Source organism: Cerasicoccus maritimus, assembly GCA_031296935.1.
Classification (GTDB): domain Bacteria; phylum Verrucomicrobiota; class Verrucomicrobiia; order Opitutales; family Cerasicoccaceae; genus Cerasicoccus; species Cerasicoccus maritimus.
Genome location: JAVDPD010000008.1, coordinates 106,046 through 130,499, shown reverse-complemented (window position 1 = coordinate 130,499; position 24,454 = coordinate 106,046). Strand labels below are relative to the sequence as shown.

Sequence of the window (24,454 nt, the reverse complement as noted above, 5' to 3'; positions counted from 1 at the left end):
AAGAATACTCTCAGCTGAAACGATGACACGTTTTTGTGAAATCGGGCAGGGCGGCGTTCTTTGCATTTGCCATCTGGGTGGCGGTTTGGATGCTACAACCTAATATGCCTGCTAAGATCAAGAGTTTACCTTCTGCTGTCGTTTTCGATTTCGACGGGACTCTCGCCGATACCTTCAACGACGCGGTGAAGCTCTACAATCGTCTGGCTCCTGTCTATGGTTACAAGCCTGTGACCGAGAAGGAATTGCCGCATGCACGCAACCTAACGCTTAAGCAGTTCATCCGCGAATATGACATACCGCGCATGAAAATTCCGTCGATGGTGCGCGAGGGGCGGCGGATTTTTGGCAAACGCATGGGCGAGATTCAGCCGATTGCCGGTATGCCGGAGGTCTTGCGCGAGCTGCGCCCACAGGTAGAGGTGCTCGGCATCCTGACTTCGAATGCTAAAGCCAACGTGCGCGCATTTCTTGAAAAGGAAGACTTGGCGTTCTTCGATTTTATCAGCACCACGACCAAGCTCGGTGGCAAAGCCAAAAACCTGAAAGCCATCATGAAGACTTTCACGCTTAAGCCGGAGGAAATCATCTTCATCGGCGATGAATGCCGAGACCTCAAAGCGGCAGCCAAGGCAGAGGTCCTTGCAGTCGGAGTCAGCTGGGGCTTCAATGTACGAAACGTATTAGTCAAACAATCGCCAGCAACGGTAGTCGACAGACCAAACGAGCTGCTGTCTTGGTTGCGCGAAAAATAAGGGGAGAGATCACAATTTGCACTCCATTTAGAAATTAGACATAATATATATTGTGCGCATTTAGCTGTATATTTGGAAAAAGGAGGATTGCGGGCTTGTTTGCGCGGTATGATTTAATTGTAATGCCTATGTTATGAAGAAATGGCAGATTCTACTATTTTGTTTTTCTTTTCTGCTAGCGCAATGCTCGTTGCTGGCGACCTCTCCGAAGGCGCCGATTTCCGAGTTGCCGACTGCTGAGCAGATTCAACCACGAACGCTGGGCGCCAAATGGAAATCTGATGCTTTCTTTGTGCAAGGCCTTCTGACTGCACGCATGGGCGTGACGACCGAGGAAGTTATTGCGACCAAGGTCATCGACGGCGTTACATGCTACCAGATTGAGATCACCAACGACTATCGCACGGCAGAGCAACGCGCAGCCAATGAGCCCATGGAATCCGGCAGCGTTACGTATTTCTGGGAATACCATAATCGCAATGGCAGCTACGACTTCAGCGATTACGATACAATAGACAAATCCATCAGTCCAAAATCTCTGGATGAGTTCAACCTGACACTCCCGTATCCGGTCAAGTCGGGCTTTCGCTACCAATCGAGCTCAGGCAAAGACTGGAAGATCCTAAGCACCGGAGCCAAGGTCAAAACATCGATCGGCGTCTACGAATGCGTTGTATATCAACTGACCGAAATGGACGCCGAAAACCCCGAAGATTCGAGCCGTTTTCGCTTTTATATGACTCCTGGCGTTGGGCTCGTAGCCTTCGAATGGGATGAATACATCAATGGACGCTTCAGCACTTGGCTACGTGAGGTATTAGTAGGATTTGACCTAAATGAGGCCGAAACCACATCGAAAACCTCAGAAAAACCGGAGTAAACGCCCTTCCCGTCCGTCGTAAAGAACGATTCAATAGGCTTACTTCGCAGGCCCCCAGCGGTGTGAAAATGGGTAGAAAATAAAGGATGCGCGGCCAATCACGTCATCTTCCGGCACCATGTTGACCGGAACACCAGCTGCCTTTTCCGCCGGCGTCAGCACGGAGCTTTCCTCGCCGTAGCCCCAGAAACGGCCGTCCGAGCTGTGTGGCGAATTGTCGCCCATGGCAAAGAAGTAATCTTCGGGAATGGTGAGCGTATTGCCTTCGCCAAGCCAACGAATTGCCCGGTAGCCTGGATAGCCTTCTTCGCGCTTGGAGTTGAGATCAAAAGCGTCGGCACCCTCAACTGGCGCACCATTGCTGTAAAGCGTGTTACCCTTGATTTCCAGTGTATCTCCGGGCGCGCCCACGAGCCGTTTAATGTAGTAAAGCTCTTCGGGATGCAGGATTCCAGTTTGTGGATCACGACGGCGTGCCCCAGGGATGTTCTCCGTGCGGAATACAATTGGCGAACCGACTTTGGGTTCAACGAAATTGTAGCTAAAGCGGTCCACGAAGAGCATATCGCCGCTGTTGATATTGAAGTCCAGAATCGCGTTACCCTCGCCAATCTGAATGCCCGTGTGGATCAAATAAGCGCCGCGTTGTCCGGCATATTGCGACACCTTGCCCTTGGCCTGGTAGTCCATGAAGACCTTGGTTAGGCCGTAGTCCAACCACGACTCCTCGGGGAACCAGCTTTGCAGGATAACGTCTTCCAGCTCAAACTCTCCCGGTGTATCGAAGCTAACGATCTCGCCACCTACAACTATGCGGTATACGCGCTGACTGGTCTGAATCTTGTTCAACAGCGGAATTTTTCCTCCAGCAAATGGACGCTGCTCTGGCAAATAAAACGGCATTACACGGAGCCCATCCAGCCCAGCATCAGTTTGCTGAACATAAACTGGAAGCACCAACTCACCGCTGACCGGCGCAGTGATGTAATGGTTAAAATTACCAAAGGCCGAGCCTAGCAAGCCCTGTGTGGCGCCGAGAAAAAATCGCTTCGGGAACGACGGGCGTGGCTCATCCGGTGGGTAAACCGTGGCATTGAGCCCCGCATAAGTCGGCCACATTGAATTGGTTGGAATCTTAAACGGCTGGAAGAAATACGTCCGGACGCCGATTGCGAGAATGACCGCGATGATCACCATTTCGACGTTTTCGTTGCCAAAGGTCACCGGATAAATCGCGCCACCATGCCGCTTCAGGACCTTGTCCAGCGTGTCGCGCTCCCGGGTGAGCTCTTTCTCAGGAGCTTTTTCGACCAGCTTTTCCTCGAGCATGCCGCGGGCTTGGGCAATCTGCGCCAGGGCCTCTTCACTCAGCTCGTCGCGGCGATAGTTGACCACCTTGTGCGCATAGCTGAGCAGCATGCGGCATTCTTTGCGCAGTTTCTTTTGTTTGTTGCCGAATAGCCCCATGCGGATTGTTGCTGGTGTCTAGTTGGAGGTTTTGAGAATCTTGATGAATGCGTCCTGCGGAATCGACACCTTGCCGATTTGCTTCATGCGCTCCTTACCCTTTTTCTGCTTTTCGAGCAGCTTACGCTTACGGGTAATGTCGCCGCCGTAGCACTTCGCGGTCACGTCCTTGCGGAAGGCGCTCAGCGTTTCACGCGCGATCACCTTCGAGCCAATGGTCGCCTGGATTGGGACCTTGAACATTTGCGAAGGCAAGATCTCTTTGAGTCGCTCGCAAAGCGCCCTACCCCGCGTTTCCGCCTTTTCGCGGTGAACGATCGAGGAAAACGCGTCCACGATTTCGCCGTGCACCATGATATCCATCTTCACGAGGTCGCTGCGCTGATAGTCGCCGATTTCGTAGTCCATCGAGCCGTAGCCCTTAGTGACAGATTTTAGGCGGTCATTGAAGTCGATCAGGATCTCGTTAAGCGGCAGGATGCAAACGAGCATAACACGCGTTCCATCAATGGTTTCCGTATGCTCGCAGAAACCGCGTTTTTCCGAAACCAAGGCCAGAATATCGCCAATGTTATCGCTTGGCGTGTGGATGGTCGCCTTGATGGTTGGCTCTTCGATGTAATCGATTTCCGCGGGCTCCGGCATGAAGACCGGGTTGTGAACTTCCATTTCTTCGCCGTCGGTCAGGCCGACCTTGTAAACAACGCTCGGGTACGTCGAAATGATGTCCAGGTCGTATTCGCGGCGTAGACGCTCCTGCACGATTTCCATGTGCAGTAGGCCGAGGAAACCGCAGCGGAAACCGAAGCCCAGGGCCACCGAGCTTTCCGACTGGAAGTCGAGCGCGGCGTCGTTGAGCTGAAGCTTGGCCATGCTGGACTTGAGCTTGCCGTAGTCATTGGTGTCGAGCGGATAGATGCCGCTGAAGACCATCGGGCGCACTTCCTTGTAGCCCGGTAGCATGTCCTTGGAGGGATTAGCAGCGTGCGTAATGGTGTCGCCGATCTTAATTTCCGTCAGCTCCTTAATCGCGGTGACGATGTAGCCAGTACGGCCGGCAGAGAGTTCCTTTTCTGGCAGCATACGCGGCGAGAAACGGCCAACTTCCTTCACCAGTGTCTTTTCGCCGGTGCCCATCATGATGACCTCATCGCCCGCCTTAATCGTGCCCGAGAACACCCGCACGAAGCAAATCACGCCCTTGTAGGTATCGTAAACGCTGTCAAAAATCAGGCAGCGCGCTTGCGGATAATCCACCCAGCGCGGAGCGGGCAAGCGCGTTGCCACGGCTTCAAGAATGTCTTCAATGCCGATGCCGGACTTGCCACTGGCGTGGATGGCGTCTTCGCGCGGAATCGCCAGCACGTCCTCAATCTGCTGCTCGATGATTTCCGGCTGCGCGCCAGGCAGGTCGACCTTATTGATTACCGGGATGATCTCCAGCCCCTGATCGAGCGCCAGGTGGGCGTTGGCGACGGTTTGCGCCTCAATGCCCTGCGCGGCGTCCACGAGCAGCAGCGCGCCCTCACAGGCGGCGAGACTGCGCGAGACTTCGTAGGAGAAGTCCACGTGCCCGGGGGTGTCGATCAGGTTGAAGAGATAATCCTTCCCGTTGTGCTGATAAAGCATCGAAACGGGATGGCTCTTAATGGTGATGCCGCGCTCGCGCTCGAGGTCCATCGAGTCAAGCAACTGCGCCTTCATGTCACGTCGCTCAACGGTGCGGGTATGCTCCAGCAACCGGTCAGACAAAGTAGTTTTGCCGTGGTCGACGTGCGCAATGATACAGAAATTGCGGATGTGGTCCGTAGAACTCATATAGGCCTTATTGCGGCAAATCGGCGAACTCGCTCAGCGACTTAACCGTCGCGTCGCGATCAATGCGTTTGGCCAACCCGGCCAAGGTGCCGCCGGGGCCGCATTCGTAAAACTCAGTCATGCCGAGAGACATCAGGCCACGGAAGCAATCTTCCCAGCGCACGGCAGAAACCACCTGCTGGACGAGCGCATCCTTGATCGCCTGAGGTTCGCTGATCTGCTGGCCAGTCGTGTTGGTGAAGACCGGCATGATCGGCGCGGCAAAATCCTTACCCGCGAGGAACTCGGCGAACGCGTCAGCGGCGGGCTGCATGAGGCGGCTGTGATACGCGCCGGCCACGTTGAGCGGAATCGCGCGCTTAAAGCCAGCGTCTTGCGCAGCGGCAGTGGCGTTGGCCACCTTGTCCTTGTCGCCGGAAAGCACGGTTTGGCCCGGGCAATTCAAATTCGCCACGTCGACATCGTGCGCAGTGGCCAGGTCGTAGGCTGCCCGGAGGTCGCCACCGAGAAGGCTGGTCATGCCGCCATTGGTTGCTTCGCAGGCTTCCTGCATCAGCGCGCCACGCTTGGCTACGACCTCGAGCCCGGTTGCGAAATCAAACACGCCTGCGAGGTGCAGCGCGGTCAATTCACCGAGGCTGAGGCCTGCGGCACCGCCGATTTCCGGGACTTTGCCCAGCTCACGAAGAGCGGCGACTACGGCGATGCCGTGCACGTAAAGCGCCGGTTGGCACACGCGGGTTTCGGTCAACTTTTCGGTGGGGCCGTCAAAGCAAAGGGACTTCAAATCCCAGCCCAACACTTCGTTGGCCTGGTCGAATACTTGCTTGGCTGCGCCGCTGTTTTCGCACAGGGACTTGCCCATGCCGACCGCTTGCGCGCCTTGACCCGAAAAAATGAATGCTACTGCCATAAGGGGAAGAGCATTTCACGGAAATCCCGGCGCATGAAAAGATTAAAAACCAATTTGCCCTCGGAAATACGTCTTATGAATGCCAAATTGGCGCCAAATTTGTGTTCGCGGGCCAATTTCTAATAGATTGCGTGCGCGTGGGCCAAAATTAGCTGGCTACCTTTACCCAACCAGGCCGCCGGTGCTCAGGAAGATGCCCTTCAAGTTCATTTCCAGCGCCTTCGGGTTTGGCGAAGCTTCGAGACCGTCCGCCTTCGAGACGAGGCCCGCCTTGATGAGGCGGTAAAGGTCCTTGTTGAATGACTTCGAGCCAGACTCGTCGTTGCCGTCGATGACGCCGTTGATCTTCTGGAATTCGCCGTCCTCAATGACCGTGCGCCCCAAGCTGTCGATCACGAACACCTCCACACAAGGCACGCGCCCGCCCTCGATGCCAGGAATCAGCTTTTGCGTAACGGTGCCACGCAGCGTGCTTGCAATCTGGCGGCGCATGGAGTGCTGCTGCTCGACCGGGAAGAATTCAAACAAACGCTGAATCGCCTGCTGCGCGCTACCGGCGTGCAAGGTGCCGAAGACCAAGTGACCGGTTTCCGCAGCGTGAAGTGCGGTTTCAAAGGTCGACTTATCACGCATTTCCCCGATCAGAATCACGTCCGGATCCTGACGAAGCACCGCCTTGAGGCCGTGGTGAAAGGTCGGCGCGTCGATCCCGATTTCGCGCTGATTGAACACTGATTTCTTGTCGGTGTAGTTGAATTCAATCGGGTCTTCGAGGGTGACAATGTGCTTGTCGTAATTCTCGTTGATAAAGTCTAGCATCGCCGCGAGCGTGGAGCTCTTACCGGAACCGGTCGCGCCGCAAACGAGCACAATGCCATCGCGGTGGGTGCAGAACTTCTTAAACTGGTCCGGGTCGTGGTTCAGGTCCTCAAAGGTCGGCGGGGTGTCCTTAACGTGACGGAAAACAATGCTCGGCACGCCGCGCTGGTAGAAGCCATTGACACGAAAACGTCCAAGGCCGAGTTCTTCGAGGTCGTAACAGTAGTCGACCTGGTTGTCATTCTTCCAGCTTTCGTAAAATTGCTCAGGCACGCTTTGCTCGATAAACTCGAGGATCTGCTCGTGGCCCAGTGGGTCCATATCGACCGGCTCCAGGTGTCCGTGAAGGCGCAGAAACGCCGGCTTTTCCGTCTTGATGTGAATATCACTCGCGCCGTTCTCGACAGCAAGTTGTAGAAGACTGTTAAATAATTCGATGGACTCGGACATGGCGCAGGTTTGAGTGTTTGCAAAATACCGTTGTCATGGGCGGCGCCTTCGCAATAAGTAGCCGCTTTAGATAACTGAAATTTAGCTTAAAAGAACCTCGAATGAACACAACCCAATTCTATGGCGTTCACACTGCGCTCGTTACGCCGATGCATAACGATGGCTCTGTCGCATACGACGAGCTCTCCGCGCTGGTGGAAAAGCAGGTCGCCGAAGGAATCAATGGCCTCGTCGCCGTCGGCACGACTGGCGAGTCCCCCACTCTCGATCACGACGAGCACAGCCAGGTCATTCAAACCGTGGCCGACGCGGCAGCGGGCAAAGTCCCCGTCCTCGCTGGCACGGGCTCCAATTCCACGACCGAGGCCGTCTCGCTGACCAAGCGCGCCGCCGCCAACGACGGGGTTACCGGTATGCTCGTCGTCGCGCCGTATTACAATAAGCCGAGCGCCGAGGGCCTCTTCCGCCACTTCAGCGCGATTGCGGAATCGACCGAAAAGCCGATCATCCTTTACTCGATTCCCGGCCGCTGCGGCATCGACATCCCGGTCGACGTCTGTGCTCGCCTGTTCGAGAAGTATCCGCACGTTTGCGGCATCAAGGAAGCTGGCGGCGCATCCAGCCGCGTAGCCGCTCTGGCGCAAAAGCTTGGCGACGACTACCTGATCCTCTCCGGCGACGACGGCCTCACCCTGCCCTTCATGTCCTTTGGCGCGAAGGGCGTCATTAGCGTGGCCTCGAATTTCGTGGTCAAGGAGCTCGTCGAAATGGTCCAGCTCTGCCTGAAGAACGATTTCGCCGCCGCTGACAAGATCAACCGCCGCTTCCAGCCGCTCTTTGGCGACCTCTTCATCCAGCCCAATCCCGTCCCCTGCAAGGTGGCGATGCAAAAGCTGGGCATCATCTCGTCGTCGGCCGTCCGCCTGCCGCTCTGCGAAATGACCGCCGAAACCGAGGCCCAACTCCTGGCGACGCTCAAGGAAGTCGGCTATTAAAAGTTAATTATCAAAGGTCGATTATCGATTTTCAGTTTTTCGATTTGGGCAAGCCCGATCCAATTGATAATCGACCACTGACCACTGAAAATTGAAAATTATTCAGCATCATGGCGCTTAAAGTATTACTAGTCGGAGCCAATGGCCGCATGGGCCAGGCTATCTCCAAGGCTGCTCCCGAGAGCGACGCCGTCATCCTCGCGGCCTGCGATCAAGGCGACAACCCCACTGGCTGCATTGCCGACTGCGATGTCGTCATCGACTTCTCGTTCCACGAAGTGACGCCCGTCGTGGCCAAGCTCGCCGCCGAGCACGGCAAGCCGATGGTCATTGGTGCAACCGGCCACACCGCCGAAGAACGCGAAACCATTCTTGAGGCCGCAAAGTCGATCCCTATGGTTTGGGCTGGTAATTTCTCCATCGGCGTCAACGTGTTGTTTCACTTGGTTGGCAAGGCCGCGAAGTTACTCTCCGCCGAATACGAAGCCGAGATCATCGAGATGCACCACCACAGCAAGATCGATGCGCCCAGCGGCACCGCGGAGCGCCTGATCGAGCAAGTCATCGATGCCCGTGGCCTGACCCGCGACAACCTCCAGCATGGCCGTGAAGGCAATATCGGCGCGCGTCCGCAAAACGAAGTCGGCGTGCACGCCGTCCGTGGCGGCAGCATTGTGGGCGACCACGAGGTCCTCTTTGCTGGCCCGCATGAGCGCATTTCGCTGAGCCACCACGCCGAAGACCGCGGCATCTTCGCCCGCGGCGCCATCCGCGCCGGCCACTGGGTCCTCGGCAAGGAACCCGGCGTCTACAATATGGAAGACGTCCTCGGCCTCCGCTCCTAACCCCCCAGCGTCCCGCTGGACCGTCGGATGCGTTGCATCCGGATTTGCGCATTGCGCAAATGGCCAATCAAGCTGACCAAAGGTAGGGCGCAGTCTCCAGACAAGCCGCCACGATGCCTCTTAGAGGGCGTCTAAAAAGTCTGATCGAGTCGGCGAGATGTATTCGGGAGGCAAAATTTCGGCTTCTGAATCGAGGCGAAACCAGTTTCGTCGAGATGAAGAAATGATATTTTGACCCCGAAGATGCTCTCCGGGGAAGACCACTTGAGTTTTAGACGACCTCTTAGATTGAACAATCAATCTGAGGTAGCGTAGGCGCGTCCACGCGCCGCACCCCATTGGAGTTGGCTGCACCCCATTGGGGTGGCCGCCACCCTTCAAATGTTCTGCTTGATCATCCAAAGCATAAACATTCCGAAGAGCCCGAACGACAGCAGCGACCAGAATTTCATCTTGTTGCTTTGACCGTCGCAAAGCACAAGGTAGCCACATTCAAACAACGCCCAAGCCATGAACGCGGCGGGTATCGCCAGCCATGACTGGCCTTTGAATACCTCGTGCCGGTGCAATAAATACGTCCCCATGATAATAATCACCGCCACCGCGGCATGCAGCACGATGATAAATGGCGAGGCTTTCTCGGGCTCTTTGTAGAGGGATCTAGGCATGGCTACAGATCATTACGTCAAAAGCTCCAAGGAGAAACCAGAGCGCCAGGCACAGAATGTAAATCAGCCATGAACCCATGCAAATCACTATCAGCGCAGTGAAAACTGCCTGCTTCAGGTTACATCGCTGGTTCCACGTTTCGAGTTTGGCAAGTTGCTGGGCCATGTGATACAAACAAAGTAAAGCCACGTACGCCTGATCGCAAGAAAATCCGCGAGCGTTGATCTTCATTTGCTAACAACTTTTGCTTTGTGTCTTCTGCGCCTTTTTGCGGCAATGTCGCCAATGATTGCCTACCTCCAAGGGAAAGTTGCGGACGCTACGCCGCTGAGCGCTATTATCGACGTAAACGGCGTCGGCTACGCGGTGATGGTCCCCGTGACCACCGCTGAAAAGCTGCCCGCTGTCGGCCAGGAAGTCCGCATCTGGACGGTGGCTGTCTACCGGGAAGACTCGGCCTCGCTCTATGGCTTTGCCAGCACCGAGGAGCGTGATTTCTTCCGCCTGCTGATGGAAAAGGTTTCTGGCATCGGCCCGAAGACGGCGATTAGTATTTTAAGCAAACTTAGCGTGCCGATGCTCACCCAAACAATTGCCAACGGTGACGTCGCCCTGCTCTCCAAGTGCCCCGGCATTGGCAAAAAGACCGCTGAGCGGCTGATTGTAGAGCTCAAGGACAAGGTCGGTGCGATCGGGGTACCGTCCCAAACGGTAGTAGCCACCGGCACAACCTCGCAGGCACCAACGGCCTCCACCACCATCACCGACGCCGTCTCCGCGCTCATGGCCCTCGGCTACAAGGCCGAAACCGCCGACAAATCCGTTAGCAAAGCCGCGAGCAAGCTCGGCGACTCAGCCTCCACCGAAGAGCTCATCCGCGCCGCCCTCAACTAAGGCAGCGTCCCGCTGCACCGTCGGATGCCTTGCATCCGGATTTGCGCATTGCGCAAATGGCGAAGCGAACTGGCCAAAGGTAGGGCGCAGTCTCCAGACAAGCCGCCGTATTGCCACGCTGGCGTAGAAGCGGCTTCCAGCCGCTTTACCGATTCCATGAAACTAAAGCGGCAAGATGCCGCTTCTACGTTGGAGTCCGCATTTGCACAATGGGCAAATCTATCGGTCCAGCGGGACGCTGGTAACTCCTTGATTACCAACGCGAGTTAATAGTCAGAGCTACCTACTATTAATATTCGTGCGTTCACTATTTTTGCTGGCAAAAGCAGCATGGCCTGTTAGTATATGCACGTTCACTTACAATCGAACGTAAACCATCCACCGCCATGTTATCATTTCTCCAGACATTTGCCCGCCGGCCCGACGATTAGCATCGCGCCGGCTAGTTTAGTCGTTGCCGCTGAGGCATTCAGACAGCCCCTTCGCCGCCCCCGTTACGACGGAGCCCATTCGCCCACCGCTTGGTGTAGACATTCGGTGACGCGACGCTCCCAGGGAGCAACGTGCCGTTGCATCCATGGATTTCGCTACGCGAAATGCTGTGGGCAAGACTGGCACGTTGCCAAATAGCAGGCTGCGAAGGATGCGTCTTATGCCAGTGTGTCGTCCAGGGCAGCGACGTGAAGACGCCGAGCAATGCGCCGCACGGCGTCAGGCCTGCGAAGCGAGAGTTTCGCAGTTCACCCTACCCGTGCGGAAATTTCCGCCAGCGGGCGGGAACCTTGTTCTCTGACAGTCAGGATTTTTACGCGGGGATCCCCCCCCCTAGGAGTGCGGAGTGTGGATTTCGGAATGCAGAATGTGGTTGCGTTGAATTTGCGAGGCAGAATTGATTGCCTGCCAAAATCAAGCAATGCGCATCGAGGGTTTGAGTAGATTATCTCAATTCCGCACTTTGCATTCCGCAATCCGCACTCAAATCAGACCGGCGTCTTCCAGGGCGTGAGGGTGAGGCCGGATGCCAAGCCAAGGCCGCGCAGTCGCGTTTGCACCGCCCACTGGAAGACCTCTTCGTATTTGGCGGCGGATTGCTCCCAACCGAGGTCCTGGGTCATGGCGTTGTGGCGCAGCTTGTGAATCTCGTCGCGGTGGTCCCACCAAGTGGCATTGGCCCAGCCGATCGTATAATAGAGCGCGTGGGCGCTAGATTCGTGGAAACGGAAGCCGGTGCCTTCGCCGCGGCCAGGCACGTATTGCTTCACGCTGTCGACTAGCCCGCCGGTTTCGCGGACGATGGGCAGCGTGCCATAGGCCATGGAATACATTTGGTTCAGGCCGCAGGGCTCAAAACGGCTTGGCATGACAAAGAAGTCGCTACCAGCCTCGATGAGGTGTGAGCGCTCGTTGTTGTAGCCGATGTAGACGCCGACTCGGCCCGGATAACGTGCGGCAAGCTCGTTGAACCAACCTTCGACGCCGGGATCACCTGAGCCGAGTAACACGACTTGCAGCTTCATGTCGTTCATGAGGCCGGGAATGATCTCGGCAAAGAGATCGAGCCCCTTCTGGTCGAAGAGACGCGCAACGGCACCGAAAATCGGGATTTCCGGGTCTTGCTCCAAGCCAAAGGATTCCTGCAGCGCCTGTTTGCACTTGTCCTTGCCCGCCATGTTGTCGGCGGAAAAATTAGCCGGAATAAAGGGGTCCGTCGCGGGATTCCACGCATCGGTATCGATGCCATTGAGGATGCCAATCAAATCGCCCGAGCGATAGCGGAGCACGCCGTCGAGCCCGCAGCCGTAGTCCGGCCCTTGTATTTCACGCGAGTAATGCGGGCTCACGGTGGTGAGCTTGGTCGAGTGGTACAACGCGGCTTTCATCATGTTGACCGCGCCCTGATGCTCAAGGTTGTCCGGAGTGTAGAGCGATTGTGGTAAGCCGGCAAAGTCCAGTAGCTCGCGCCCTGCCCGGCCCTGGTGTTGCAAATTGTGGATTGTGAAGACGCTGGCCGCGTGGTGCAGCGGTGTCTGGGCCTCCGTGGTATTGAGGAAAACCGGCAGCAAGCCGACTCCCCAGTCATGGCAATGGATCACATCCGGCCACCATTGGAAGGCGTGGCAGAAGTCAATTGCTGCCCGGCAGAGGAAGGTAAAGCGCTCAGGATTACTTGCGCCGCCGTCGTAGATGCCGCCGCCAAAGTATTCGTTGAACTCAATGAAATAGACCTCGGCCTTGGAGCCGGGATAAGTCGTTTTCCAGAGTTGAGTGTATTCACTGCGACCCCAACCGAGGTGGACTCCGAAGGCCTCGGGTAGCTTTTCCCAGCCTTCTTTTTCGGCGTCGAGAATGCCGTATTTCGGGCAGAGCGTTTTCACATCGTGCCCGCAGCGGCTCATTTCCTTGGTGATGGCGCCAGCAACATCGGCCAATCCCCCAACTTTCGCATAAGGCGCCAATTCCGGCGCGACTTGCAGGATTTTCAGTCGGCGATTCTCCATCTTTATCTTATCAATGTGTAGCAGCTTCCGGGTCAGGGAGCGGATTGTCGTCCCCATGTTCTTCATCTTCGTCTTCAAAAGTAATGGTGAAGATGGGGAGCAGAGCGAGCAGGAAAACAACCGTCAAGCCCAAGACCGAGAAGCCCGCAATGTCGTGCACGCTCATGCCGATCATCGGCACCTCTTCGTCGATCGCGCCCGCGCCATAATGGTAGGCCCAGCCTGTCAGGAACAAGCTGCGGAAAATGTTCATGATAAACGCGAGGACGCAGGCCGCCACAAAGAGCAGCACCTTCTTCCAGAACTTATCGAGGAAGACCGACGCCAGGAACGTGCCGGCAAAGATGCAGCCAGTCAGCGAACGGATGCCCGAGCAGGCGTCAGCCACGCCCACCTTGCCTTTCGGCATCAGCAGCACATTGCCTTCGCGGACCAGGGAGAAGCCGAGGAAGTCGAACACGTGGTAAACAATGATCGTCACCCATTCGAGGAGGTAGAGCTTCACCGTGGAGTCTAAATACATGACCATCGGCGCAGAGATCAGCCAGACCCAAGCCGGAAAAAGGAACCACAGAGTAAACGTCAGGCGGTGCTTCAGGTCGTAATCGCGGCCCTTGGCGTCGTTTTGGCCGATTAAGTAGGCGAACCCAATCACGATACCGCCAAAGCCCATCGCAATGGCTAAGCTACCTTGGTTGGATGGCCCCTGCCCCGCGCGAATCAGCGCGCCCATTAGGAAAACCAGCAAGGAGGCCAGCAGGCCCAGCGCGAAACAGACGTTAAAGAACCAAGCCAGCGGGTTGTCCGTCTTGCCTTTGGCTTCATCATTGTCGCCGCGCAAGTAAGCGCTGATCTTGGGCCAGCGGTCATAGACCACGTAGGCCGCAAACATCGGCACCAAGTAACCAAAGCTGTAGTCTGGGATCGTTGACCAATAAAAGTATTGATCGAAAACCACCACGCCAGCCATTGCCACTACGAGGAAAATGCTGAAGCGCGTAATGGCATCAAAGCTTTGCAGGTCGGCCCAGAGGCCCGCCGGCTTGTCGGAGGTATTATTTTGAGGTTTCGCCATGAAAACAGAGATGGTGAGGAAAAGACTCCCCCAAGCTAAGGGCAATAGCAAACCGCCTAGCATTTTTTACGACCGCAGGACGAAGAATTGGTTCTCCAGAAATCACATTGAAAAATAGGATTTACAAAAGGTCGTCCGCACCGCTTTATCAATGCGGCTTATGAGTTCCGAATCGAACAACCCGCTTACGCCTGAACAGGAAGAGAACCTGCGTGACTCCCTAAAACGCTGCACGCCCGAAACAATCGAGGCGGCAATTGCTTTTCGCAACGAAGGGGATGTCAGCCAGGCTCCAGTAGTCATCATTGGCATCATTCAACGCTTCTGCGAACCGGAAGTGCGCCCCAAGCTCAAGGAAGCTGGCGCCGACGACTTGCAGATCATGGATGATCTTGGCTTAGACTCGCTTACGATGGTCGACGTCGTGATGCTGGTAGAGGAATCCCTCGATATCACCATCGATAATTCCGAACTCGCTGATCTCCAGACCATTGGCGACGTTAAGAAGTTTGTGAGCGCCAAGCTCTCCGCCTAAGCGCATCTAATGGCGATTAACATCGACGGAGGCGCGATTGCAGACGCCCTGCCCCACGCCGATCCATTCCTGTTTGTACAGGAAGCGGTGATCGACGGTAAACTCATCACTGGCAGCTACCACATTACTGGCGAGGAAGATTTCCTCCGCGGACACTTTAAGGGCAACCCGGTTTTTCCGGCTTCCATCATGCTGGAGGCGCTGGGGCAATTGGCAGTCGTTTACCTGCTGACAGCCGAGGGAGACGACTCCCTGACCGCCAAAGTAGACCCGGGCCGCATCCTCTTTACCGCCTGCGATGGCGTGCGCTGCTCCCGCGTTTGCAAGCCCGGCGATAAGCTGGAAATGCAAGTCAAGGCCCGCCGCATCCGCCACCCCGGGGCGACCTTTGAGGGCAAGATCCTCGTCAACGGCGAAAAAGCCGTCTTCGCCGAGGAGATCTCGCTCAAGTTTGATTACGCTGCGGAAACGGACGCTTAACGCATTGGAATAATCTTCCGACGGACGCCTCACACCTGAAAAGAGCCATTGTCAGGACGTAATTCAGCGTCCATATTTTTCGATCATGCCAAGAGTAGCCATCACTGGACTAGGATTTATCACCAGCATTGGGAATGACCGCGCCACCGTCACCGAGAGTCTTCGGGGCCTCAAGCACGGCATCGCCCTCACTGACGAATTTCTGGAGAAAGATCCGGTCAGCGTCCTCGGAACCATCAAGGGCTTCGACTGCTCCTCGATGGACGTCGAAGACTGGACCATTCCGGAGCCCTATAAGATTCGCCGCGAGCACTTGCGCAGCATGTCGCCGCACGTCCTGTATGCACACTGCGCTTTGCTTCAGGCCATCGAAGACGCCGGGCTTTCCGAAGAGGAAGTTTCCAACCGCGAAACGGGTATGTTTACCGCCTCCGCCGGCTCGGCCCGCGGTATGCACTACAACATAGCCCGCATGAACCAAGTGGGCGTTGGCCGCGTGTCGCCGATGGCCGTGGTTTCGTCTGTAGTGGGCGCTTTGTCGTTCAATATGGTGGCCAGTTTCAAGATTTTAGGGTCCTCCTGCGGCTTCGCCTCGGCCTGCGCCTCCTCTGGCCATGCTGCAGGTTTCGCCTATGACGAGATTGCCCTGGGCCGCCAAAAGCGGATGTTTGTCGTGGGCGCTGAAGACGGCAACCGCGAAGCCATTCTCCCATTTGCCGGTATGCGCGCGCTTTCGCTAACCAAGGATCCAGATATCGCTTCCCGCCCATTCGACAAAGCCCGCAACGGCTTCGTCGGCACCGGTGGCGGAGTGGTCATGGTGCTTGAAGAGCTGGAAACGGCCAAGGCTCGCGGAGCCAAGATTTACGCCGAAATGATCGGCTGGGGCCAAGCCTCAGACGGCTACAATGTCGCCATTTCCCACCCGGAAGGCTTCGGCTTGGCGGAGTCGATGAAGATCGCGATGAACAGCGCACAGATTAATCCGGAAGACGTCGACTACGTTAACGCGCACGCGACCTCTACTTCGATTGGCGACCTCTCCGAGGTCAAGGCGCTCAACAAGGCATTCCCCGATAGCCGTCCGCTAGTCAGCAGCACCAAGGCGCTCACCGGCCATGCGCTGTCTCAAGCCAGCGCAATGGAAGCGGCGTTCACCGCCCTTTCGATGCACGAAGATTTCACGATCGGCTCGGCGCATGTCACCGAGATTGATCCGAAGATCGAAGGCGTGGAAATCCTCACCGAAAACCGCGAAGGCGCTCCCAATATCGCGCTCAAGAATAGCAGTGGTTTCGGCGGAGCCAATGTCACGCTCGCGCTCAAGAGGCACAGTTAAACGCCATTCTCGCCTAGAAAATTAGGTTTAGCGGCGGCTGGCTTCAGTCCGTTCTTGCTCTTCGCGCGCCATGTCGAGGCTTTCGACGTGAACCTTAGGCTGTCCGTTGAAGTTATTGCGGATCAGCTGAGGATCGGCCAAGGCGTCGAGTGAGAATTGAAGCCCGTGGCAATTGATGCAGGCCGCGCGGATCATTTTATCGTTCGGCCGCAGGCTGTTATTCTGATTATGGTCCACGCGGACCAGCGTTTCACCAAACTTCGACACCTCAACGCGCGGCAAGTGACAAGTGGCGCAGGAAACGGCTTCATCAGGTGTGCGCAGGCCATCCTCGGCTTGCGTGAACAGCTGGAAGTGTGGTGAATTCTTGTAGGCGGTTGAGTGCTGGTCGTCGTGGCATTGCAGACAGGCGTCCACCGCTGCGAAGGTGGTGTTGAACTCATGGCTGCTGTGGCAAGACATGCATGAGAGTTCGAAATGCGCAGACTCAGGCTTCATCGGCAGACGCGCCATGCCGGGCGTCATCGGGCTCATTCCGTGCGCCAATCGCATGCCGTGCTTGCCCTCCAGAAAGCCCTTTACCTCGTAATCGTGGCACTTCTGGCAGGACTCATAATTGGGCTTGTCGACCCACACCATTACCCCGGTCTCAGCGTCGGGCATGTCATGGCAAGCGCGGCAATTCACCCCGGCGGCGGCATGCGAAGTTGCCGACCAGTCATGTAGAATATCCTGGCTAACTTTTAACTCATGAGGATATTCCGCGCGGGCTTGCTCCAGGGCTTCACCGCGTTCCCCAAAGTGCGTCAGGTAGTAGTCACGCACACGCAGATAGGCATCGGGCTTGAAGTCGGGCTCGTCTAGGTGCTCGACCAGAAAACGCTCATAAAGGCCAGTGTTATCATGAAAATTATGGCAGCCGGAAGTGGCGCATGAGTCAAAATCCAAACCAACGTGGGTCGGCCGTTCCTCAGCGATATTCTGGTGGCAGTGGTAGCAGTAGTCAGCTGGCAACGTGAGGCCCATTGGTGTCGTGAGCTCTGGCTGATGTTCACGGTGACAGGTAATGCAGTAGCGGGCGTCCAGGTGCGCTAAACGCTCGGCGTTGCGCGGGTCTTTGAATTTAATGACCGGATGCGAGTCATCCACGCGCTCCAGTTCCTCGGCATGACATTCGTTACAAGACTCCTGTTTTACGCCCATATTGGGCGTGTGGCAGGCTGCGCAATCGAGTTCAATTTGATAATGCCCATGCGTGGTTATGCCCGGCATCAGGACCTGCTCAGCGCCCCCTTGCAACGCAAAGCCCAGATAGCCCGCCAGCGCGGTGACTCCGAGCATCCAATACCAATTACCTTTGAGGAAGTTGAGCATCAATAGATGTAAACCTTAGCGATGTGAAACCCGAGCAGGATCGGGTATGGTGCAAAAAACAAAAGGTGTGATTTGAGAGCCCATCGTCGCATGCGCATGCCAAGGTAGCCGTCGATGCGCTTCTCGGCAGCCACCGCAATTGCTGCCAGTGCGCCTGCCAGATTCAACCCGAGGAAACAAATCATCAGCCACAAATTCAGGTTCTCTCCCAGGTGCATTCCGGTATGGAAAAAGAGGATGGCGATGGTGGTCACTCCCAGCCAGGAATGCGCAGCACGCCAGAAACCGTAGTTCCCAAAGGACAGAAACTTAATCCGCTTGCGCGCCGAGAGCAGCAGCGCAATGGCCGAGACGCCCGCCAAGCTGTAGCCGGTGATTTGCTTCGTCAGCGAGTCGGTCCAAATCTGTGTCAATTGATAGTAGCTGCCCTGCACGCTCTGTGCTGCGGGGAGCCCTGGTGCACAAAAAATCGTCAATGCCAACACCAAGCCAAGAACCGCCGAAATGATCAGCAGCCACTTGCCGCGTGGCGCGCCAGCCGCAGCCAATGCCTGCGCGTCTTCCCCTACAAACTCCGCGAGCTGTGGCAGACAAGAGCCGCAGACCCGCCCTGCCCCGGTTTCCGCCCCCAAGGCCTTGACCGTTGAGCAGCCACCCGCCACTGCCTTGCGTAGTGAGCCGCAGTTGGTGTTCGTGCAGTGGCAGATCAGCGCGCTATCCGGCCAATTGAGCACCGAGCTTTCCGCTGGATCGTTGAAAATTTCACCGTCGCGAACAAAGGCCTCAGCGACTCGCTGGGAAATAGAGCGCTTTTCGCGAACCGCACGTTCGACCAGCATCGCCTTGTCCCAAGGGCCAACAATCGTCGCGCCGACGATGTGCCCCAAGCGGGTGACGAGGGCGCGGTAACAGTTTTCACTACGATAAACATGCGTCGTACCTTCTCCCATGAAGTCGCCAAACACGCTGACTTCGATACCTAGCAGTTTGAGTCGGCAAGAATGGTCACTGCCGCGGTAAAATTCTTTTTTACCCGCAAGCCTGGCCGCCAAAACATCAGCTTGTTGATAGGCAGGTGCTACGATACCGTAAATAACGCCATGATGCGATACGCACTCGCCAATCGCAAAAATGTTGGGATCCGCCGTCGCCAGCGCATCGTCAATTATAACGCCCCCACCGCGCACGCCGACTGCCAAACCCGCCTGCACCGCGAGCTCATCGCGTGGGCGTATGCCTGCCGCCAGCACCACGAGGTCCACGTCCATAGGCTCACCTTGGTCAAAGCTGACGCGGAGCCTGCCTTCGGTTGGCTGAATCTCCTTAGTTCGAGTGATCAGTCGCACGCTGATGCCACGCTGAGCTACTTCGCGCAGCAAATAGCTCGAGCTGTCGGGCGTGAGCTGACGGCTCATCAAGCAGTTCGCGCTGTGGACAATGCACGTTTCCAAGCCCATGCGGCGCATCGTGTCGGCTGCTTCCAGCCCGAGCAGCCCACCGCCAATCACGAGGCAGCTCTGCCCCTTTTTTGCAACCGCCTTGATGCTTTGAATGTCCTGCAATGTCCGATAAACAAAGACTTTTGGCGACTTCACGCCTTCCGCATTGGGAATGAACGGCCGACTGCCGGTTGCCAGAATACAATCCCCGTAAGCCGTTAAATCGCCTTGATTGTCATGCAGGGTTTTAGCTTGGCGATCGATCGAGATGATGTGTCGCGTTGGACGGCGTTCGATGCCGTTACTCTCATACCATTCCGCCTTGGCCAAGAGTAATTCGTCTGGGTCGTCGAGGTAAAATGCTTTGGTCAGGTTGACGCGGTCATACGCCGGGCGGGGTTCTTCACCGAAAATAATAATGCGGCGCTTCTGATTAACCCCGCGCTCGACTAACTGCTGACACAGCCGCCAGCCCGCCATGCCATTGCCAATAATTACAATGGGGTCTTCCGCTGGCGGTTTTATATCCATTACAGCCCAAAAACCGCAAAACCGGCAAAGACGGTCGCGTTCAGTGAAATGCTAGAGTTGTGGGTGGAATGCATATGGCAACATGGCATCTATGACCCGGAGCGCATAAACGCCCCGGGCCAAATGCTGACTACAATTAACAACCGCCACCATTCATGGCGGTGAAGGGCGCGGCGGGAAAAATGTCGATTCGATTTAAGCAGTTGCCTTACCTAAAACGTCGGCGCGAACGCTCTCAGCGACCGCAGCGACTTCGCCGATGAGCTCATCCGGCACGCCTAGTTCAGTAAGGGTTGCAGCAAGGTTTTCCACCACTGCGTCGAAGTGGGTGTCGTTGAGGCCCATGTCCTGAACCAACTTAGCGTGGGCTGGGCCCATGCTGCGACCAGAATAGTTACTAGGCCCGCCAAATGCGAAGGTAAGGAATTTCTTTTGGTGGTCACGTTGCTTGTCCATGTCCACACCTACGAAGAAGTGCTTGATGCGGTCATCCGCGAGAACCTTCACGTAGAAGATATCCACTGCGGCATCGATGGCGGGCTCGCCGCCAAGTTTATCATAGATAGTGCTCATTGGTAATTTATCAGCTTAGGTTGTTTTGGTTACTGGCTGGCATGGACCACAAAATCCACGCACAGTTTGACTTGTTCATCAGTTAATTCGGTGAAGCCGCCCTTGGCTGGCATGATCAGCATTTGCGGGCCGGAAAATCCGTTAATCGCGTGCTCATAAAGCACCTCTTTGCCTTGTGCGATGCGCGAGGCCCAAGCGGCCTTGTCACCGATTTTAGGCGCGCCGCCGAGTCCGGATGTATGGCATTGCCCGCAGCGCGGAACCCATAGTTCGCGCCCTTCGATTAGCTTAGGATCACTAAGGGTAAGCGCCATCGGATCGAATGGCTTGGGCTTCTCTACTGTTGCCGGTGACTCCACCACTGGTGTCCTCTCCTGGCCGCATCCATTCAAAGAGAACAGAGCGACCAGGATCAAACATCCAGTGAGAAGCAGGCTATGCTTCGCAAAGTTCATTGCGGCAACTAGGAATCCATCGGAATGCGGATCACAACGCCACCCATTACGTCACCGAGCTTGAAGTCAGTCTTAGGACTGTCTTTATGCTCATTGTGGCAAGATACGCAAACGGGCGCTACAGCGACATCGGCATACACTGCGGTGAAGTAATTCTGACCGCCCAGGGTTTCCTGGCCATAGAATGGCTCAGCCCCACCGTTAGCAGCCACAAACTCAAGGCCCTTCTTTTCGACTTCCGTTTGCCCAGCGGCATTCGACTTGTTGATTGGCCAGAGAGATTGCAGCGAATAGCTAAACCAGGCGTCCTTGCTGGCTGTCAACTCTGCGCCCATACGGAACATTTGCGCCGGCAATGGCAGAGCTTGGTCTTCACTCCAGTGTTCACTTGCCTTAATAACCTTATCTTCTTTGACCAGTCGATTCACCACTTTCTGAGTGTAAACCGTGCGGTCGTTTTCGAGCACCATGTGAAGTGCGTCGGTTAGCTTTTCAAAGGAAACACCCGGAGGGGCAACTTCCACGATTTCTGTTTTGGAGCAGCCGGTAGCGAGCCAGCCGGTAATTGCGCTCAAGCCGAGCGCAATGGTGATGATGATCGTTTTCTTCATGATACGTCAGATGATGTTTAGCCGCAAGAAATGGCTAATCCTTAAAATAGCACTCGTGGTGCCATTTTAAGGAAACGATCAACGTTCATCACTATTTTTAATGCGTAAATCCTGCATACAGGGCATGAATCGACTTCATGCTCCTATATCTATGGTGGCTAACGCAGGGGACTTAGTGTGTTTGACTGCTCAATTCATCTTTGGGCCATCCACCCGCAACGGCATCTGCAAGCGTATATTTTTGCAAGTGCTTAAAAAATTGTGCACGCGCGCCATACAAAATACCCTTTAAGCGGCAGCAATTGTTCAACAGGCAGCTACTCTCTTCGCTTGAAAAACACTCGACGAGATTAAAATGCGGTTCAGTACAGCGCACAACCTCGGCTAGATTTATATCTTCTGGAGGCAAGGCCAAAGATACTCCCCCATTTTTGCCACGCGAGTTCTTTAAATATCCAGCCTTCGCCAAACGCCCGCTAATTTTTGCTATGTGATGTCGCGAAACGCCGTAGTACTCCGCAAGCTCATCAATAGAGGATTGCAGGCCCTCTTCGCGTGCTAAATACATTAGCACACGCAGCGAGTAGTCTGTAAACGCGGTCAATTCCATATATATAATCGCAAAGGGATGTTCAATTAGTGGGCTTTTGCGCCTAATTGCAAGTTATGAGCTTTTTAATAGCCAAATATTAAAACGACCGTTGGGCTCTAATCATTAGCTTAATCGAAGTGCCCTCAGTGAAGGAATGGGATACAAGCGCGCGACAAGATTTTGTATACAGATTCAACACCATCTTGAGGCAGCGTCTTTACGTGTCTTGCGTGCAAAAAGCGATAGCTAGCCTTGAGTTCGCTGCCAGACTGGCCTAATTTGCAGTATGCCTAAAAAAGCTGCCACTAAATCTCGTTCTGCGTGGATTGACGCATATCTCGATCACCTGCTCGACGAAGGCGAGCCTCCTGCCAGCATCCGTCGTTTCGCCAAGAACCAGGGTGTTTCCGAAAAGGATTTCTATGCCCACTTTGCCAATTTCGATTCGTTAGAGGGCGAAGTGTGGCAATCTCTGGTCAGCGACACGGTCGCTGCGCTCGAAGCCGATGCCGACTACCAGGAGTATCCAGCGCAACAGAAGCTCGCAGCATTCTACTATACTTTCCTGGAAGGAGCACTGGATTACCGTTCCTTCATGCTCCTCCGCTATCCTGGTATGCAGCTCGCGGTTTGTCCAAGCTGTCTCGCAAAATTTCGAGACGCATTTCTGGGATACGTTAAGCCGCTCTTAGACGAAGCAAAAAGCACGCAGGAAGTCCCTTCTCGCGGCAAGCTCAATCAAGCTTACCCAGGTTTGGTTTATGCGCAATTCCTCTTTATCGTTGATTTCTGGCTCAAGGATGAGAGCGAGCAATTCCAACGAACAGACGCTTTAATCGAGAAATCCGTGACTCTGGGTTTTGATCTGATTGGAGCTCAGGTAGTAGACAGTGCCTTTGATCTGGTCCGCTTCCTCCTTGGCAACTTGAAAGCAAGCTAGGCTACCCGCCCAAATGCCTACTGCCGGTCGTTGATCAGGGAATGGTGAAAGGTTTATTATTGTAGGACGAGTTGCATTCGTTCTGAGCAGCTTGCGAAATCGCCGCGATACGCTTTCGTTGATTCACGCATGAAGGAACAACGCTCCATCCCTAAGCACAAACTGACGCGTGCCGCATCTCTCGTAAAAACCGGCGCAAAAATCGGCGGCAATTACGCAAAGTACTATGGAAAGAAAATTGCCACCGGGCAGGATGACCGCGCGAAGTTGCACGAGGAGAATGCAGAGGAAACCTACTCGGCCTTCAGCAAGCTCAAAGGCGGACCGCTCAAAGTTGCGCAAATGCTGAGCATCGACCAGAATATCCTGCCTGCCGCGTATCAGGAGCAGTTTGCGCAGGCACAATATTCAGCGCCGCCGCTCTCCTACCCGCTCGTGGTCCGTACTTTCAAGCAAGAGTTTGGGCAAGGCCCCAACGAGATATTTGACACGTTTACCAAGTCAGCCGTTAACGCTGCATCCATTGGGCAAGTGCACAAAGCCACTCTCGATAACGAGACTTTTGCGGTGAAGATCCAATACCCCGGCGTTTCGCAGAGCCTGAAATCCGACCTTCGCCTGGTGAAACCTATAGCGATGAAAATGATCGGGCTAACGGCCAAGGAGATTGATTACTATTTCGAGGAGGTCGAAGAGAGGCTGTTGGAAGAGACGGACTACGAACTGGAACTGAAGCGCTCACAGGAGCTCACCGCGAAGTCCGCACATTTGCCCGAAGTTAGATTTCCCCAATACTACCCGGATTTTTCCAGCAAGCGTATACTCACTATGGAGTGGATAGATGGTTTGCCGCTGGATAAATTTATCGAACAAAACCCCAGCCAGGAAACGCGCAACCGCATTGGCCAGGCGATGTGGGATTTCTACCATTTTCAAGTGCATGAACTGCGCGAATTTCACGCCGACCCCCATCCTGGCAACTTCCTGATTTGCCCCGACGAACAACTTTACGTGCTGGATTTTGGCTGTGTGAAAGAACTCGAAGACGATTTCTACAGAGAGTATTTTCAATTGCTCGACATGAATCGCGTCCTCGACAACGCGCATTTCGAACAAATGCTCTATGATCTAGGGCTTGTTCAGGACAGCGATAACGCCGAGGAGCGTGTCCTCTTGCGCGGGCTCTATCGTGAGTCCATCGAGCTGCTCTCGCGTCCCTTTCAGCAGGGCGATTTCGATTTTGGAGACGAACGTTATGTTAAGGAAATTTACGACTTCAGCGAGCGCACCCAGAAAGACCCCGATATCAAGCGTCTCAACACCGCCCGAGGCAGCCGCCACGCAATCTACCTAAATCGCGCATACTACGGGCTCTACAATCTGCTGGCCCAGCTAAAGTCCCAGATCCACGCGGAGATCCCAGGTGAGTTGAAGGCAGTGAGCTAGGAACGCTTTTCCATGCTTGCGACTGAGCATCAAAACGACAGCTTTGCCCAACATATCGAAG

Annotated in this window: 23 protein-coding genes; 10 read left to right on the top strand and 13 right to left on the bottom strand. The window is 55.3% G+C overall.

Features of this window, described 5'->3' with window-relative positions; genetic code table 11:
- Positions 1–104 precede the first annotated feature (104 nt).
- Complete coding sequence (locus RBB62_RS07510; protein ID WP_309398120.1) at positions 105–755, top strand: HAD hydrolase-like protein; 651 nt, start codon at positions 105–107, stop codon at positions 753–755.
- Between the two features lie 133 nt (positions 756–888).
- On the top strand, positions 889–1,635 hold the full coding sequence (locus RBB62_RS07505) for a hypothetical protein (RefSeq protein WP_309398119.1): 747 nt from the start codon (positions 889–891) through the stop codon (positions 1,633–1,635).
- Positions 1,636–1,674: 39 nt separating this feature from the next.
- Here RBB62_RS07505 and lepB read toward each other — a convergent pair whose 3' ends face one another.
- The 4 genes from lepB to RBB62_RS07485 all read right to left on the bottom strand — a co-directional run bounded on the left by lepB (position 1,675) and on the right by RBB62_RS07485 (position 7,102).
- Positions 1,675–3,102, bottom strand: coding sequence for a signal peptidase I (lepB, locus tag RBB62_RS07500; RefSeq protein ID WP_309398118.1), 1,428 nt, complete (start codon positions 3,100–3,102; stop codon positions 1,675–1,677).
- 18 nt (positions 3,103–3,120) lie between these two features.
- Entirely contained in the window at positions 3,121–4,920 is a 1,800-nt protein-coding gene (gene lepA, locus RBB62_RS07495) for a translation elongation factor 4 (RefSeq protein WP_309398117.1), read from the bottom strand.
- Between the two features lie 7 nt (positions 4,921–4,927).
- The gene (gene fabD, locus RBB62_RS07490; RefSeq protein WP_309398116.1) at positions 4,928–5,833 is read right to left on the bottom strand and encodes an ACP S-malonyltransferase; all 906 of its coding nucleotides are present in this window, start codon (positions 5,831–5,833) and stop codon (positions 4,928–4,930) included.
- A gap of 162 nt (positions 5,834–5,995) precedes the next feature.
- Entirely contained in the window at positions 5,996–7,102 is a 1,107-nt protein-coding gene (locus tag RBB62_RS07485) for a type IV pilus twitching motility protein PilT (RefSeq protein WP_309398115.1), read from the bottom strand.
- A 101-nt stretch (positions 7,103–7,203) separates the two neighbouring features.
- On the opposite strand from RBB62_RS07485, the gene dapA reads away from it, so the two are divergent.
- Together dapA and dapB are read left to right on the top strand one after the other, a co-directional pair.
- Positions 7,204–8,097, top strand: a complete 894-nt coding sequence (gene dapA, locus RBB62_RS07480) for a 4-hydroxy-tetrahydrodipicolinate synthase (RefSeq protein WP_309398114.1) — start codon at positions 7,204–7,206, stop codon at positions 8,095–8,097.
- Between the two features lie 110 nt (positions 8,098–8,207).
- Positions 8,208–8,942: a 4-hydroxy-tetrahydrodipicolinate reductase gene (gene dapB, locus RBB62_RS07475; protein ID WP_309398113.1), complete on the top strand. Its 735-nt coding sequence runs from the start codon at positions 8,208–8,210 to the stop codon at positions 8,940–8,942.
- Between the two features lie 377 nt (positions 8,943–9,319).
- On the opposite strand, the gene RBB62_RS07470 is transcribed toward dapB, so the two are convergent.
- Positions 9,320–9,610, bottom strand: coding sequence for a hypothetical protein (locus RBB62_RS07470; RefSeq protein WP_309398112.1), 291 nt, complete (start codon positions 9,608–9,610; stop codon positions 9,320–9,322).
- Positions 9,611–9,896: 286 nt separating this feature from the next.
- Here RBB62_RS07470 and ruvA point away from each other — a divergent pair, with 286 nt between their 5' ends.
- A complete protein-coding gene (gene ruvA / locus RBB62_RS07465) occupies positions 9,897–10,505 on the top strand; it encodes a Holliday junction branch migration protein RuvA (RefSeq protein WP_309398111.1) in 609 nt (202 codons plus the stop codon).
- A 980-nt stretch (positions 10,506–11,485) separates the two neighbouring features.
- Here ruvA and RBB62_RS07460 read toward each other — a convergent pair.
- Both RBB62_RS07460 and RBB62_RS07455 read right to left on the bottom strand, forming a co-directional pair.
- The gene (locus tag RBB62_RS07460; RefSeq protein WP_309398110.1) at positions 11,486–13,081 is read right to left on the bottom strand and encodes a glycogen synthase; all 1,596 of its coding nucleotides are present in this window, start codon (positions 13,079–13,081) and stop codon (positions 11,486–11,488) included.
- A complete protein-coding gene (locus RBB62_RS07455; protein WP_309398109.1) occupies positions 13,014–14,078 on the bottom strand; it encodes an exosortase/archaeosortase family protein in 1,065 nt (354 codons plus the stop codon). The genes RBB62_RS07460 and RBB62_RS07455 overlap by 68 nt, the downstream gene beginning before the upstream one ends.
- Before the next feature lie 160 nt (positions 14,079–14,238).
- Here RBB62_RS07455 and RBB62_RS07450 point away from each other — a divergent pair, with 160 nt between their 5' ends.
- From RBB62_RS07450 to RBB62_RS07440, 3 genes are all read left to right on the top strand, one after another.
- Entirely contained in the window at positions 14,239–14,613 is a 375-nt protein-coding gene (locus tag RBB62_RS07450) for an acyl carrier protein (protein WP_309398108.1), read from the top strand.
- A gap of 9 nt (positions 14,614–14,622) precedes the next feature.
- A complete protein-coding gene (locus RBB62_RS07445) occupies positions 14,623–15,093 on the top strand; it encodes a 3-hydroxyacyl-ACP dehydratase FabZ family protein (protein WP_309398107.1) in 471 nt (156 codons plus the stop codon).
- 85 nt (positions 15,094–15,178) lie between these two features.
- Positions 15,179–16,432 carry a beta-ketoacyl-[acyl-carrier-protein] synthase family protein gene (locus tag RBB62_RS07440; protein ID WP_309398106.1) on the top strand — a complete coding sequence of 418 codons (1,254 nt, stop codon included), beginning with the start codon at positions 15,179–15,181 and terminating at the stop codon, positions 16,430–16,432.
- Between the two features lie 27 nt (positions 16,433–16,459).
- On the opposite strand, the gene RBB62_RS07435 is transcribed toward RBB62_RS07440, so the two are convergent.
- From RBB62_RS07435 to RBB62_RS07410, 6 genes are all read right to left on the bottom strand, one after another.
- On the bottom strand, positions 16,460–17,806 hold the full coding sequence (locus RBB62_RS07435) for a cytochrome c3 family protein (protein ID WP_309398105.1): 1,347 nt from the start codon (positions 17,804–17,806) through the stop codon (positions 16,460–16,462).
- Entirely contained in the window at positions 17,806–19,776 is a 1,971-nt protein-coding gene (locus RBB62_RS07430; protein ID WP_309398104.1) for an FAD-dependent oxidoreductase, read from the bottom strand. The genes RBB62_RS07435 and RBB62_RS07430 overlap by 1 nt, the downstream gene beginning before the upstream one ends.
- A 195-nt stretch (positions 19,777–19,971) precedes the next feature.
- Positions 19,972–20,349: a group I truncated hemoglobin gene (locus tag RBB62_RS07425; RefSeq protein ID WP_309398103.1), complete on the bottom strand. Its 378-nt coding sequence runs from the start codon at positions 20,347–20,349 to the stop codon at positions 19,972–19,974.
- A 29-nt stretch (positions 20,350–20,378) separates the two neighbouring features.
- Entirely contained in the window at positions 20,379–20,804 is a 426-nt protein-coding gene (locus tag RBB62_RS07420; RefSeq protein WP_309398102.1) for a c-type cytochrome, read from the bottom strand.
- Positions 20,805–20,812: 8 nt separating this feature from the next.
- The gene (locus RBB62_RS07415; protein ID WP_309398101.1) at positions 20,813–21,415 is read right to left on the bottom strand and encodes a Tll0287-like domain-containing protein; all 603 of its coding nucleotides are present in this window, start codon (positions 21,413–21,415) and stop codon (positions 20,813–20,815) included.
- A gap of 172 nt (positions 21,416–21,587) precedes the next feature.
- Positions 21,588–22,025: an Rrf2 family transcriptional regulator gene (locus tag RBB62_RS07410; protein WP_309398100.1), complete on the bottom strand. Its 438-nt coding sequence runs from the start codon at positions 22,023–22,025 to the stop codon at positions 21,588–21,590.
- Positions 22,026–22,293: 268 nt separating this feature from the next.
- Between RBB62_RS07410 and RBB62_RS07405 the strand changes: the two genes are divergently transcribed.
- On the top strand, positions 22,294–22,947 hold the full coding sequence (locus RBB62_RS07405; RefSeq protein WP_309398099.1) for a TetR/AcrR family transcriptional regulator: 654 nt from the start codon (positions 22,294–22,296) through the stop codon (positions 22,945–22,947).
- A gap of 129 nt (positions 22,948–23,076) precedes the next feature.
- Entirely contained in the window at positions 23,077–24,393 is a 1,317-nt protein-coding gene (locus RBB62_RS07400) for an ABC1 kinase family protein (protein ID WP_309398098.1), read from the top strand.
- The last annotated feature ends 61 nt before the right edge of the window (positions 24,394–24,454 follow it).

Excerpts from the sequence above, each read along its gene's own strand:
- RBB62_RS07510 (WP_309398120.1), top strand. The coding sequence starts at position 105 with ATGCCTGCTAAGATCAAGAGTTTACCTTCTGCTGTCGTTTTCGATTTC.
- RBB62_RS07505 (WP_309398119.1), top strand. The coding sequence starts at position 889 with ATGAAGAAATGGCAGATTCTACTATTTTGTTTTTCTTTTCTGCTAGCG.
- lepB (WP_309398118.1), bottom strand. The coding sequence starts at position 3,102 with ATGGGGCTATTCGGCAACAAACAAAAGAAACTGCGCAAAGAATGCCGC.
- lepA (WP_309398117.1), bottom strand. The coding sequence starts at position 4,920 with ATGAGTTCTACGGACCACATCCGCAATTTCTGTATCATTGCGCACGTC.
- fabD (WP_309398116.1), bottom strand. The coding sequence starts at position 5,833 with ATGGCAGTAGCATTCATTTTTTCGGGTCAAGGCGCGCAAGCGGTCGGC.
- RBB62_RS07485 (WP_309398115.1), bottom strand. The coding sequence starts at position 7,102 with ATGTCCGAGTCCATCGAATTATTTAACAGTCTTCTACAACTTGCTGTC.
- dapA (WP_309398114.1), top strand. The coding sequence starts at position 7,204 with ATGAACACAACCCAATTCTATGGCGTTCACACTGCGCTCGTTACGCCG.
- dapB (WP_309398113.1), top strand. The coding sequence starts at position 8,208 with ATGGCGCTTAAAGTATTACTAGTCGGAGCCAATGGCCGCATGGGCCAG.
- RBB62_RS07470 (WP_309398112.1), bottom strand. The coding sequence starts at position 9,610 with ATGCCTAGATCCCTCTACAAAGAGCCCGAGAAAGCCTCGCCATTTATC.
- ruvA (WP_309398111.1), top strand. The coding sequence starts at position 9,897 with ATGATTGCCTACCTCCAAGGGAAAGTTGCGGACGCTACGCCGCTGAGC.
- RBB62_RS07455 (WP_309398109.1), bottom strand. The coding sequence starts at position 14,078 with ATGGCGAAACCTCAAAATAATACCTCCGACAAGCCGGCGGGCCTCTGG.
- RBB62_RS07450 (WP_309398108.1), top strand. The coding sequence starts at position 14,239 with ATGAGTTCCGAATCGAACAACCCGCTTACGCCTGAACAGGAAGAGAAC.
- RBB62_RS07445 (WP_309398107.1), top strand. The coding sequence starts at position 14,623 with ATGGCGATTAACATCGACGGAGGCGCGATTGCAGACGCCCTGCCCCAC.
- RBB62_RS07440 (WP_309398106.1), top strand. The coding sequence starts at position 15,179 with ATGCCAAGAGTAGCCATCACTGGACTAGGATTTATCACCAGCATTGGG.
- RBB62_RS07435 (WP_309398105.1), bottom strand. The coding sequence starts at position 17,806 with ATGCTCAACTTCCTCAAAGGTAATTGGTATTGGATGCTCGGAGTCACC.
- RBB62_RS07430 (WP_309398104.1), bottom strand. The coding sequence starts at position 19,776 with ATGGATATAAAACCGCCAGCGGAAGACCCCATTGTAATTATTGGCAAT.
- RBB62_RS07425 (WP_309398103.1), bottom strand. The coding sequence starts at position 20,349 with ATGAGCACTATCTATGATAAACTTGGCGGCGAGCCCGCCATCGATGCC.
- RBB62_RS07420 (WP_309398102.1), bottom strand. The coding sequence starts at position 20,804 with ATGAACTTTGCGAAGCATAGCCTGCTTCTCACTGGATGTTTGATCCTG.
- RBB62_RS07415 (WP_309398101.1), bottom strand. The coding sequence starts at position 21,415 with ATGAAGAAAACGATCATCATCACCATTGCGCTCGGCTTGAGCGCAATT.
- RBB62_RS07410 (WP_309398100.1), bottom strand. The coding sequence starts at position 22,025 with ATGGAATTGACCGCGTTTACAGACTACTCGCTGCGTGTGCTAATGTAT.
- RBB62_RS07405 (WP_309398099.1), top strand. The coding sequence starts at position 22,294 with ATGCCTAAAAAAGCTGCCACTAAATCTCGTTCTGCGTGGATTGACGCA.
- RBB62_RS07400 (WP_309398098.1), top strand. The coding sequence starts at position 23,077 with ATGAAGGAACAACGCTCCATCCCTAAGCACAAACTGACGCGTGCCGCA.